15 protein-coding genes are annotated in these 12,043 nt (G+C 36.7%); 7 read left to right on the top strand and 8 right to left on the bottom strand.

Annotated elements, in window-relative coordinates; all coding sequences use genetic code 11:
- Positions 1–4 precede the first annotated feature (4 nt).
- Positions 5–616 carry an FHA domain-containing protein gene (locus AR328_RS01175; RefSeq protein ID WP_066288208.1) on the top strand — a complete coding sequence of 204 codons (612 nt, stop codon included), beginning with the start codon at positions 5–7 and terminating at the stop codon, positions 614–616.
- A 100-nt stretch (positions 617–716) separates the two neighbouring features.
- Here AR328_RS01175 and AR328_RS01180 read toward each other — a convergent pair whose 3' ends face one another.
- A complete protein-coding gene (locus tag AR328_RS01180; RefSeq protein ID WP_066288211.1) occupies positions 717–890 on the bottom strand; it encodes an H-type small acid-soluble spore protein in 174 nt (57 codons plus the stop codon).
- Between the two features lie 191 nt (positions 891–1,081).
- Between AR328_RS01180 and AR328_RS01185 the strand changes: the two genes are divergently transcribed.
- The 3 genes from AR328_RS01185 to AR328_RS01195 all read left to right on the top strand — a co-directional run bounded on the left by AR328_RS01185 (position 1,082) and on the right by AR328_RS01195 (position 3,365).
- The gene (locus AR328_RS01185; RefSeq protein WP_066288213.1) at positions 1,082–2,059 is read left to right on the top strand and encodes an L-lactate dehydrogenase; all 978 of its coding nucleotides are present in this window, start codon (positions 1,082–1,084) and stop codon (positions 2,057–2,059) included.
- Positions 2,060–2,179: 120 nt separating this feature from the next.
- Positions 2,180–2,974 carry an LAGLIDADG family homing endonuclease gene (locus AR328_RS01190; protein WP_066288217.1) on the top strand — a complete coding sequence of 265 codons (795 nt, stop codon included), beginning with the start codon at positions 2,180–2,182 and terminating at the stop codon, positions 2,972–2,974.
- Positions 2,975–2,984: 10 nt separating this feature from the next.
- Positions 2,985–3,365: an rRNA methyltransferase gene (locus AR328_RS01195; RefSeq protein ID WP_231734731.1), complete on the top strand. Its 381-nt coding sequence runs from the start codon at positions 2,985–2,987 to the stop codon at positions 3,363–3,365.
- Between the two features lie 196 nt (positions 3,366–3,561).
- Here AR328_RS01195 and AR328_RS23235 read toward each other — a convergent pair whose 3' ends face one another.
- From AR328_RS23235 to AR328_RS01205, 3 genes are all read right to left on the bottom strand, one after another.
- Positions 3,562–3,693 (bottom strand): hypothetical protein, encoded by a 132-nt coding sequence (locus AR328_RS23235; RefSeq protein WP_269433493.1) that lies wholly within the window; start codon positions 3,691–3,693, stop codon positions 3,562–3,564.
- A gap of 88 nt (positions 3,694–3,781) precedes the next feature.
- A complete protein-coding gene (locus AR328_RS01200) occupies positions 3,782–4,552 on the bottom strand; it encodes a hypothetical protein (RefSeq protein WP_066288226.1) in 771 nt (256 codons plus the stop codon).
- A gap of 114 nt (positions 4,553–4,666) precedes the next feature.
- Positions 4,667–5,404 carry a hypothetical protein gene (locus AR328_RS01205; protein WP_066288232.1) on the bottom strand — a complete coding sequence of 246 codons (738 nt, stop codon included), beginning with the start codon at positions 5,402–5,404 and terminating at the stop codon, positions 4,667–4,669.
- Positions 5,405–5,452: 48 nt separating this feature from the next.
- Here AR328_RS01205 and AR328_RS01210 point away from each other — a divergent pair, with 48 nt between their 5' ends.
- Positions 5,453–5,677: a hypothetical protein gene (locus tag AR328_RS01210; RefSeq protein ID WP_066288235.1), complete on the top strand. Its 225-nt coding sequence runs from the start codon at positions 5,453–5,455 to the stop codon at positions 5,675–5,677.
- On the opposite strand, the gene AR328_RS01215 is transcribed toward AR328_RS01210, so the two are convergent.
- Positions 5,674–6,147: an Hsp20/alpha crystallin family protein gene (locus AR328_RS01215; RefSeq protein WP_066288244.1), complete on the bottom strand. Its 474-nt coding sequence runs from the start codon at positions 6,145–6,147 to the stop codon at positions 5,674–5,676. The genes AR328_RS01210 and AR328_RS01215 overlap by 4 nt on opposite strands.
- Positions 6,148–6,220: 73 nt before the next feature.
- Here AR328_RS01215 and AR328_RS01220 point away from each other — a divergent pair, with 73 nt between their 5' ends.
- Together AR328_RS01220 and AR328_RS01225 are read left to right on the top strand one after the other, a co-directional pair.
- Positions 6,221–6,460, top strand: coding sequence for a hypothetical protein (locus AR328_RS01220; RefSeq protein WP_066288251.1), 240 nt, complete (start codon positions 6,221–6,223; stop codon positions 6,458–6,460).
- Between the two features lie 16 nt (positions 6,461–6,476).
- Positions 6,477–6,713, top strand: coding sequence for a hypothetical protein (locus tag AR328_RS01225; RefSeq protein WP_066288255.1), 237 nt, complete (start codon positions 6,477–6,479; stop codon positions 6,711–6,713).
- A gap of 105 nt (positions 6,714–6,818) precedes the next feature.
- Here the strand turns inward: AR328_RS01225 and parC are convergent, their stop codons facing one another.
- The 3 genes from parC to AR328_RS01240 all read right to left on the bottom strand — a co-directional run bounded on the left by parC (position 6,819) and on the right by AR328_RS01240 (position 11,979).
- Positions 6,819–9,272, bottom strand: a complete 2,454-nt coding sequence (parC, locus tag AR328_RS01230) for a DNA topoisomerase IV subunit A (protein ID WP_066288257.1) — start codon at positions 9,270–9,272, stop codon at positions 6,819–6,821.
- Positions 9,272–11,248 carry a DNA topoisomerase IV subunit B gene (gene parE, locus AR328_RS01235; RefSeq protein ID WP_066288261.1) on the bottom strand — a complete coding sequence of 659 codons (1,977 nt, stop codon included), beginning with the start codon at positions 11,246–11,248 and terminating at the stop codon, positions 9,272–9,274. The genes parC and parE overlap by 1 nt, the downstream gene beginning before the upstream one ends.
- Before the next feature lie 317 nt (positions 11,249–11,565).
- Positions 11,566–11,979, bottom strand: a complete 414-nt coding sequence (locus AR328_RS01240) for a CoA-binding protein (RefSeq protein WP_066288262.1) — start codon at positions 11,977–11,979, stop codon at positions 11,566–11,568.
- Positions 11,980–12,043: the final 64 nt, after the last annotated feature.

The following is a 12,043-nucleotide window of genomic DNA, read 5'->3' on the forward strand; positions in this document are numbered from 1 at the left end:
GATCGTGAAAAGATGTATAAATGGACATTATTATGATGAAGCCAAACATAGTTTATGTCCTCATTGTGGGGTCAATATTGATTTAAATCTTGGGATGACAATGCCGATGAGGCAGCCTGCCGGAAATGACCCTTCCAAAACTCAGGCAAAGATCCCAAATGAAAATGCTGAATTAGGCAAAACTGTAGCCAAAATACGAAATGATATTAGAAATACCCCTGTTCCACCTAACCAAAATGATGGAAAAACAGTAGCTGTTTTCCGTAAACAAATGGGGATTGATCCAGTAGTTGGTTGGTTAGTGTGTGTAGAGGGGCCGGATAAAGGCAAGGATTTTCGGATAAGAAATGAGCGAAACTTTATTGGCCGATCTGACAAAATGGATATTTGTATTGCAGGGGATGAGGCAATTTCAAGGGAGAATCATGCCATTGTCAGCTTTAGTCCAAAAAAACGTCAATTCCGAGTGTACCCTGGCGAATCACGGGGACTCGTCTATTTAAATGACGAAGAGGTTATAACAGCTGATGAACTGAAACCATATGACGTTATTGAGCTCGGGAAAACAAAGCTGATGTTTATTCCTTTTTGTGGGGAAAGATTTGTTTGGGATTAACGGATGAAATCTTTCATTCGAAGAGGTTAAAATAATATAGTGGTAAATGAGGCGCCTTCCTGCGTTAGAAAAGTAATCAGGATAGCGCCTTTTCTGTCGGTTATTCCTTTAGTTGAGACAAAGACACTACCTGTTCATTTGCTGGATCATCCAGGGGGTAAATTCTTGCTGTTTCATCCTCATTTACATGCTGAATATAAACTTGCTTGCCGTTATACGTCACTTTATGTATCTCTGGTGATTCTGAAATTTGTTTTGCACGCTGCTTATTCATTTTTTCCCTCCTGTCTTTAACTGCCAAGTATAATGTTTCCTAATTAACGGGGAAAATACGGCTTTAAACATATGAATAATAATATTTTTAATTATTCAATCAAATAATTGCCATAAATCATTTACTTGCAGTTGTTTTTGTGAAATATTATTTAGAGAAACATCTTTGACGAAAGCTTAGGAGGTATAAGGATGAAAAAAAACAAATTAGTAATCGTTGGCGTAGGGCATGTGGGCTCTTATGTTCTAGCTGATGCAATGAAGCTTGGCCTTTTTTCAGAAATTGCTGTTATTGATAGCAGAGAGGATGTTGCTTTTGGGGAAGCATTAGACCAATCACACGCAACTGCCCTTACATATATGTCCAATACGACAGTTCGTTCAGGTGATTATTCAGAATGTGCTGACGCAGATGTTATTATTTGTGCCGCTGGTCCAAGTGTCTTGAAAACCGAAGAGGATGCGATGCCAGACCGGGCATTGTTAGCTGAAAAGAATGCAGAGGTTATTCGAGAGGTAATGACTGGGATCACTAAGTATACGAAGGAAGCCATTGTGATCATGATTACAAATCCATTAGATACGATGGTTTACATTGCTGAAAACGAATTTGGCTATCCGAAGGGCCGTGTTTTTGGAACTGGGACGATGCTGGATTCTGCACGTCTTTGCTATGTCGTTGCTTCGAATTACAATATTGATCCAAAAAGTGTAACAGGATACATGATGGGTGAGCACGGCCATACATCCTTCCCTGTTTTTAGTCGCTTAAATGTTAAAGGGTTTGGAGAAGGGGAATTGGATCAAGTTTTTGAAGGGAAGGAACCTTTAAACAGAGAGAAAATGGGCAAGCAAGTCGTTAAAGAAGCATTTGCTGTTTTAAATAATAAAGGGTGGACAAATGCAGGAGTGGCGCAGGCTGCCATTACATTAGCAAAAGCCGTCATGCTTGATGAGCGCAGTGTATATCCAGTTTCCACAACCTTACATGGGCAATATGGCTATGATGGAGATGTTGCACTCAGCATGCCATGTGTGATTGGGAGAAATGGCGTTGAAAAGCAATGTGAAATTAAATTGGACGAGCAGGAAACAGAGTGGCTGCATAAATCAGCAAAGTATATACAGGAAACGATGGAAGTGGCTAAGACAGGAAAGAACTATATGTAATGAAATTGTTCCCATCTCCTGAAGGTGGGGACTTTTTAGTATTTTAAAAGGTTGATAATAAGAACGTTCGTTTGTATAATTGGATAAGAGGACTTGAAAGTCATTTTAGGAGGGAGAGAATTGCCGAGAAAACCAGGAATAACCGATGAAACGATTATTAAAATGTATAAAAGCGGCATGTCTTTTAAAGAAATGGCGCCTAACATTGGTCTTTCCGATCGGGCCATACGTAATGTATTATATAAACATGGGATAGAAATGAATCGTCAGCAATACTCCGGGCAGCCGCGTAAACATAAAGTAAACGAAGATTTCTTTAAGGTTTGGACTCATGAGATGGCTTGGATTTTGGGTCTATTTGTAACAGATGGTCATGTTAATAATAAGATTCATAGCATTTCATTTTCCCAAAAAGATGAAAGAATTCTCCGTTTAATTGCAAAACATATGGAAGCTGACTACATATTAGCCCCAACAGGACCAACTAGAAAAACACCCACCTTATTAATTAATTCAAAGGAAATTAAAAACGACTTAGATAAAATGGGCATAACTTCCAAAAAATCTTTCACAGTCCCATTTCCAGATGTACCGGAGGAATTTATGCCTTCATTTGTAAGAGGAGTGATTGATGGGGATGGTTGGGTTCAAAAAACAGGCTATGTTATGAATATTACTTCTGGCAGCTTTCAATTTGTAAATGGACTATTTACTGTATTTCAGTTTTGGAAAATAAATTGTGAAATCACTTCAACTATTAGCCAGACTGGAAAACCTATTTATCGGTTATGGGTGAAGGGAAAGTACGAGCTTCCTAAACTTGCAAAGATCATTTATGAAAATGCTTCTGATAATTATATCCATAATAAAAAAGAACGAATGACACAGCGTGCAACTGAACTAAAAAATGAATGATTAATTAGGAGTGATTATTTTGTGGAAATTAGTAAATGGTAGATTAATGCAAGAAACAGATTCAACAAGGATAAAATTTAGAACAAATATAAGCAAATCAATATTAGATCAATTGAATACTTTAGCATCGGATCATGATACATTTGCAAACTATCTTATCGAAAGCGGATTGCGAAAAGTATTATCTCAAGGTGTTATTACATTTAACAAAAAATTAAGACCTAAAGATAGAATTCAATATAAAACTACTTACGATAAAGAATTATTGGAAAAAGTGAAAAAGTTTGCTAAAGATCATAATATATTTATCAATGATGTCATTGAATACAGTACTAAATATATTGACTTGGAGAATATTAAAGACAGAAGTTATAAACATAGAATAGAGTAGCTTTTACTTTTATTTCTTAACTAACGCCCCCACCATAATATATATTATCGGAAGTTAAATAAAAACTGTCTTAATGGATAAGTATACTTAAGATAGTGAGACGAAATTAAAAAATAACAAGATTCTATTGTTTCTTGTTTAATTTACAATTTTGAAAAAAACAGACACTATTTTTTTTAGTGTCTGTTCACAAATTTCATTCACTATTTTGCGTACTGTTAAAAAAATCGGCATTTTCCTTTTTTGTTTCGTGCTGATTTTTATTTTTCCCCATTTTTCCGTCAGATTCATAACTCATTTTTGATGATTGCTCATTTTTGTTTTTCACTTTGTCACTCCTTTCCATTTTATCGTGTGTTTAATGAAAGATTTTATGCTTATTGCACGTGTAAACATCCAGAATGGTTCAGATCACATTATTTTTTCATCTTTTTAAGATTCGTCTCCATGACCTTAGTATTCTTTAATGACCATTTTCCATTATCATATAGCCATAAAGATTCAATTATGGCGATTCTGTCTGCATGATAGGCACCACTGACGGCTTGAGTACCTTTTAAACCATATAGTTTCCCATTAACTAAAACAGGCTTTAATGTTGAAAACGGATCGACCATTAACTCGGTTGGCTCACTTAATTTCCCTTTTTGATAAAGCCCTGACCGTTCGTAATCATCTGCCCGATTGCTTAAGTCAAACGTATACGATTCACCTGTATCCTGGATCGTTATGACTGCTTTGTACCCATCAAGAAACTGACTGTTAATCACAAGTGGTTCTGGGACTGTTAGGTCAGCCAATTCAAAATTCTTAACGGTGTACAAATAATGATTGGTTATGCCCCCACTTCCGCCTGTATCCACAGTAACAAAAATATCTTTTAGTCCATCGTGATTCAAATCCACAAAACTGGCTCTTGGATTATATCCGCTTTCCAGCTCTACCTTATAAGATTTCTTATTTGATGCCTTGATCTCCAAATAAATTTCCTTAAAAAACTCAGTACCTTCTTCATAAGGCAATCCCTTTATTATAATTTCATCTTTTTTTCCGTCTCCTGTTACATCCATTTTATCATCAGAAATAATCTCCATTTTATTGGCATTTTCACGTGCAAAAGTACTCGTCATTGCAGACATTGAAATAAAAAAAAACGCTGCAAGAGCAAAAAGTATTTCCTTTTTCAATGTAATTTCCTCCCTTGACAAATTCACACTTATTTTGTCCAGTTTTGGTAAAATAATGTATAATGATTCTTCAATTTATGAATTTGAAAAGGGAAAAAATTTATTTAATATCTTTTATTCGTCATTTTTCTCTTCTTCAATCAGTACTTCTGAAAAATCTTCTTCTTCTTCAAACGAATTAGTCTCTTCATTCTGATGTGGAGAAGAATCCCCGTTTTTTTCCTTTTTAATAGCAATGACCTCTTCAAAATGTTCCCTTAACTGATTATTCATTTCTTTAGGGATCGTATCCTTACCAAAGGTTGCCCCAATATTCAGAGCTCCACTCAATTCCTTAATGCCGACTTGAGCAATATTATTATTTTGCTCATATTTATCTAAATAAAATTTATCTATGTGTATCTCACGAATGACAATGGGCTCTTCAGATGGAGACTTAGAATTTTGCTGAAGCTTTTCTTGAACTTCCTCAAGCTTCCTCCATGTCAATTCTTGAATTCTATCCTGATCAGCGATTTTTTGATTTATCTTATCAACTGCTGCTTCTAAATAACTCATCTTTTCAGAAAGCTTTTCCAATTTTTCAGCTGTTATATATTCAGCCGCTTTCATTTTCGATTCAAAAACAGCTTCAAATTTATCAGGGCTGTTAACACTCTTTATACCTTTCGTTGCTTTAATCCAGTCTTCCTTAACCTTTTGAAGAGAATATATTTTTTCCTCAAGCTTAAACAACCTGTTTAAACGTACTTCAATTGCGTTGATCTTTAAGTAATTTTTCTCTAATTCATCTATCTTTTTATTTATTTTCTCATGATTTCGATTTTGATTGAATAATTCTTTAATAGACATATTTTCCCCCACTATGCTAATAAATTTTGAAAAAAGGAGCTGGAATAAATGGTTATGCCTACAAATATTTACATCCAAGGTGTAAAAATAAACAATGCTGATAGACTAGCTAAACTTTCACTGAGTTCGACATACCAAGTTGGAAATCATGTTAAAAATAAACGTGTCGAGGGATTTGGTGAACAAAATGGTGATAACGGTTTCGTTCATAATCCGCAAGTAATGATTGATGATACTGACATTGATGACTCATCATCTGAAAAAATTGGTTAATCAATAATAACCTTTTCTTCATAGATATATTTCCTTTTATATGTGAGTATTAGTATGCCATTTTGAAACTTAGCCTTTACCTGATTAGATTCTGTTGGTTCTGGTAATTCGATTATTCGCTGAAATTCTCCTTGTACTCTTTCCTGAAGTACGGGCTGGCCGGTAATGATAGGTACAGAGGTACCCTTTAATAATAATTTATTGCCCGAAATCGAAACGTGCAGATTCTCTTTTTTAAAACCAGGCAAGTCGGCAATGATGATCACTTCAAATTCATTTATGTAAATATCCGTATTGGGAAAGTTATTATTCATTGAAGTTTGAGCTGGCGGCTCATTATTTGAAGCCATATCCATATTTTCTTTCATAAATTGCTGAAAGGATGATTGGTCGAGCATGCCATTCCAAAAATCGCCTGATTGATATTTCTTAGCTAATTCCATCCATTGCTTAAATTTATCGAAATCCATGCTTTTTTTCCACCTTCCTTTGTAACATAAAATTACGCAATTTGAATATAGTTCGATAAGGAGGTGAACTCCATTGGCAGGTGCCTCTATTAACATTAATATTTTTCTATTAAAAATTAATTCCTTTGAAAATGCTTCGGCTGTAAATATTGGTCAAAATTTATTAGCAGATTGGAATAATTCCGATAAAAAAACTCAAGGGTTTGGGCAGAACTTCGGAGACGACAGTGGTTTTATTGGAACAAAAAGTGCAGTAGATGATAGGGATCTAGTTGATAGCCCTTCAACATTTCAAAAAGTTCCATTACCATAAATCGGGAGGTGGAAAAATGGTCTTTTTTGGACCTGTTTTTGTCAATTTACTAGTCTTTAAAGTGAATGTTATGGACCGAGGGGCAAGTACTAGTCTAGGTCCCAATCAGCACATTGATACATTTATGTCCAACAAACAAAACCAAGGTTTTGGTGAGGAAAACGGGGATTTCAGCTTTACTAACATACCAATGATTTTGCAGAATGATTCAGATGTCAGTGATACTAATTCCGCAAAAGTAAGTGTAATATAAAAAAAATTATTTAGCGACATCAAGAGCCCTGCCAACTTAGAAGTGGATTACGGACGAATGACGATAAAATCCCCGCCCATCATAAAAATAGGCAGGGATTTTTTTCTAGTCCTCATCAGAAAGAGCAGTTTCTTTTTCTTTATTGTCAATTTTCCAGACAGTTTTTGGCTTTCCGCTTTCTGATTCATCTAATATAAATGATCCATTTGAATAGCGATCATTAAATCTAATCGCAGAAGCTTTAGTTGATTCAATATTACCCTTTTCCGTTTCCATGTAAATATCATCATTTTCATTTACAATGACAGATCCAACAACTCGATGAGGGGATGATTTCAATTCTCTTAACATGACAACTCCACGTTTAGCACGGGAAACTCGTTCAAATTCTGCAAATTTCATCTTCTTAATAGCTCCGCGCTGGGTAACAATGACCACTGACTGTTCTTGCGAATTCTCAACTATTTGTCCGCTCGTTACATAGTCACCGTCTTTTAAATTTATCCCTTTTACTCCCGCAGCCCTTGTGCCCACGATACTGATTTCATCCTCAGGGAACCATAATGAATAGCCATTGTATGTAGAAATAAACAGATCTTGAGAGCCATCTGTTTCATGGACATCAATCACTACATCATCTTCTTTTAAATTAATCGCGACTAAAGGTTTTGAATAACGCTGTGCCTTGTACATCTTAAGCTCCGTTTTCTTCACCATTCCATTTTTTGTGACAAAAAGTAAATAGGACTCTGTGTCGAAATCCTTCACAGGAAGAGCCTTTACTATTGATTCGTCACCGTCAATTGGAATGATATTAGCAATATGCTGCCCAAGATCCTTCCAGCGAATATCAGGAAGCTGATGAACAGGGCAATATAAGTAATTCCCTTTATTAGTGAACAATAATAGAACATCTGTCGTATTCATATCTAGCTGTGCGAGCAGACGATCGGAATCCTTCATGCCGAAATCCTGTCCGTTGGAGGCTGCAAAGGAGCGAGGACTTGTCCTCTTCACATAGCCTTCCTTTGTAACAGTTACAATAACGTCCTCACTTGCGATTAGAACTTCCAAATTGATTTTTATTTCTTCAATTTCGGCCTCTATCACTGTACGGCGATTATCAGCAAAGCGTTTTCTCACGTCTTTTAATTCTTTTTGTATGACAGAATACAGCTTTTTCTCGCTCTCTAGAATAGATGTTAGCTCGGCAACTCTTTTTGATAATTCATCTGCCTCAGCTTGAAGTGCCGTAATATCCGTATTCGTTAAACGGTATAGCTGCAATGACACGATTGCTTCTGCCTGTGGCTCAGTAAATGCAAACTTGGCCATTAAATTATCTTTTGCATCTCTTTTATCTTTCGATGCCCGGATGGCGGCAATGACTTCATCAAGGATCGATAAAGCCTTCATCAATCCTTCAACAATATGCTGCCTTGCTTTGGCTTTTTCAAGATCAAATGCGGTTCTTCTTGTGACAACCTCTTTTCGATGCTGAATATATGCATCTAAAAGCTCTCTAAGTCCCATTAATTTCGGATGTCTGTTATAAATGGCGACCATATTAAAATTATATGGTACTTGTAGATCACTGTTTTTGTATAAATAATGAAGGACACCTTCAGGATCTGCGTCTTTTTTCAATTCAATAACTATACGCAAGCCAGTACGGTCTGTCTCATCTCGAACCTCGGCAATCCCTTCGATTTTTCGATCTAGCCTGAACTCATCGATTTTCTTGACAAGATTTGCTTTATTGACATCAAACGGTATTTCTGTAATGACAATTTGTTTCTTCCCGCCGCGAATTTCTTCAAATTCAGCTTTCCCACGGACAATGATTTTCCCTTTTCCTGTTTCATAGGCCTTCTTTATTCCCTCAACACCTTGAATAATCCCGCCAGTTGGAAAATCTGGCCCTTTTATATATTTCATAAGGTCATCTATTGAGCAATTTGGGTTGTCCATACGATGAATGACACCATCAATCACTTCATTTAGGTGATGAGGAGGAATTTCTGTTGCATATCCAGCTGATATACCAGTTGAGCCATTAACTAATAGACTCGGAAACATAGCTGGCAAAACGGTAGGTTCATTCGAAGTATCATCGAAGTTTGGGACAAAATCGACCGTTCTTTTTTCAATATCCTTAAGCAGTTCAGAAGAAATAGCCGAAAGTCTTGCCTCCGTATAACGCATAGCTGCAGGAGGATCTCCATCAATACTTCCGTTATTCCCGTGCATTTCGACAAGCAAGTTTCGCAGCTTCCAATCTTGACTCAATCGAACCATTGCATCATAGACCGATGTATCACCATGAGGATGATAGTTGCCAATTACATTTCCAACTGTTTTTGCAGATTTTCTGAAGCCCTTTTCATGTGTATTTCCTTCCACATGCATGGCATACAATATTCTTCGCTGTACAGGCTTTAGGCCGTCCCTTGCGTCAGGCAAGGCCCTTTCCTGAATAATGTATTTACTATAGCGGCCAAAACGATCACCAATTACGTCTTCTAGAGGGAGATCGCGGAATTTCTCTTGTGAAGCCATTATTCAATCTCCTCCTCTATGACTGATATATTTTCATTTTCTAGTATACTTGCATCCTCTTCTAAACCAAATGCCACATTTGTTTCAATCCACTTTCTTCGCGGCTCAACCTTATCACCCATTAACGTTGTTACTCGTCGTTCCGCTCTAGCCGCATCATCTATTCTAACCCGGATTAAAGTGCGTGATTCCGGATTCATTGTCGTATCCCATAACTGATCTGCATTCATTTCTCCTAAACCTTTATAACGCTGAAGCATATAGCCTTTTCCAACCTTTTTGATGGCGTCCTGCAAATCATCCTCACTCCAGGCATATTCAATAATTTCTTTTTTGCCTGTACCTTTGCTGACTTTATATAAAGGGGGAAGCGCAATATAAATTTTACCGGCGTCCAGCAACGGCTTCATATACCGATAGAAAAAGGTTAGAAGAAGAACTTGAATATGAGCTCCGTCTGTATCCGCATCAGTCATAATAATAACTTTATCGTAATTAACATCATCTAAATTAAAATCCGATCCAACTCCAGCACCTACAGCATGGATGATCGTATTAATTTCTTCATTCTTAAAAATGTCCTGAAGCTTTGCTTTTTCAGTATTAATAACTTTTCCTCGCAATGGAAGAACCGCTTGAAAACGACGGTCACGCCCTTGTTTTGCGGAGCCGCCAGCTGAATCTCCTTCCACTAAATAGATTTCGTTTTTTTGAGGATTCCTTGATTGGGCAGGTGTTAATTTTCCTGAAAGGACCGCATCCGAACGTTTTCTTTTTTTGCCGCTCCTTGCATCCTCACGTGCTTTTCGGGCTGCTTCTCTCGCCTGATAAGCCTTAATGGCCTTTTTTATCAATAAAGAACTTATGTTCGGATTTTCTTCAAGAAAATAAGATAAATGCTCAGATACTACTGCATCAACTGACGATCTTGCTTCACTTGTGCCAAGCTTTCCCTTTGTTTGTCCCTCAAACTGGAGCAAATCCTCTGGAACGCGTACAGAAACAATGGCAGTAAACCCTTCACGAATATCGGCCCCATCTAAATTTTTATCTTTTTCTTTAAGAAAATTAACCTTCCTAGCGTATTCATTAAAAATACGAGTCATCGCTGTTTTAGCACCAGCCTCGTGTGTCCCGCCATCTTTCGTTCGAACATTGTTAACAAAGGAAAGAACATTTTCCGAATACCCATCATTAAATTGGAAAGCAAAATCTACTTCAATTCCATTTTGCTCCCCTTCAAAGCTAACGACTGAATGCAAAACATCCTTTTCTTCATTTAGGTATTCAACAAAGGCTTCAAGCCCATTTTCATAATGAAAGACTTCCTGAAGACCATGTCTTTCATCAATTATTTCTATTTTCATTCCTTTTAATAGGAAAGCTGATTCACGCAGCCGCTCACATAATGTTTCATAATTATACGTCGTGATTGAAAAAATGGTTTCATCTGGCTTAAAGTGTATGGTTGTTCCCGTTTGATTTGTTTTTCCTATTTTTTCAAGAGTCGTTACTGGTTTACCGCCGTTTTCAAATCGCTGTTCATAAACAATCCCATCTCTCTTGATGGTGACAACAAGCCATTCGGAAAGAGCATTCACAACAGATGCACCAACGCCATGAAGCCCTCCGCTCGTTTTATAACCACCCTGCCCGAATTTACCTCCAGCGTGCAAGACGGTTAATATCACTTCAGGAGTTGGTTTGCCCATACGATGCATTCCAGTTGGCATCCCACGACCTTTATCAATAACACTAATTGAGTTGTCTTTATGTATTTTGACAATGATTTGTTCACCGTAACCTGCCAATGCTTCATCGACAGCGTTATCGACAATTTCATACACAAGATGGTGAAGACCTCTTGCGTCAGTACTTCCAATGTACATTCCGGGGCGCTTTCTAACAGCTTCAAGCCCTTCGAGTACTTGTATGGCATCATCATTGTAGTCAAAAGCATTCTGATTTCTTGCCACTAACATACCCCTTTCATTACTGCAAAAAAAGAATTGCTGAAAAAATATTTAATCATTACATTCATCAAATAAGAAACATTTTGATTATACATTCATCTTACGTATTCGTCTAAAAAAGTTTTTTTCCTCTTTATTATAAGGGAATATTATACTAAGAACGAATGTTCGTTTAATGTATTTTACCACAGTTTGATGAAGCGTCTATGTTTTATTGTATCTTTTTATTCCAATTTGGCAAATGAGATTTAAAAGAGAGGCGGTATAAATGACTAGAGAAATAAAAAATGAGACCTATAAAAGATCTCATATCTAAAGCCTTATTTTGTCAAAGCATGCTCTACTTTAATACAGCGATCCATAACAACTGTATAGCCCTTTTCCTTTAAAAAATTATAAGCATTCTCATCAATGCATCCGAGCTGTGACCAAAATACATCCGCATTTATTTCAGCAAATTCTTTAGCTACCTCTAATAAATGCTCTGAGCGGCGAAAGACGTTTACAATATCAACATGACCATCAATATCCTTCAAACTCTTGACAGACTTTACACCGAGCACTTCATCAACAGTTGGATTAACTGGAATAATTTCGTATCCAGCATCTTGCATCGCCTTTGACACCATATAAGAAGTTCTCTCAGGATTGCCGCTTAAACCGACTACAGCGATTTTTTTTGCCTTTTTGAGAATAACACCGAGCTCTTCCCGGCTTGGAATTTCAATCGACATGTTATGTACCCTCCTAATATAACATTACTTGCTTATCTTTATCATACCGAAAAATCGGTTATTT

Source organism: Bacillus sp. FJAT-29937 (assembly GCF_001509555.1).
Classification (GTDB): domain Bacteria; phylum Bacillota; class Bacilli; order Bacillales; family Cytobacillaceae; genus Cytobacillus.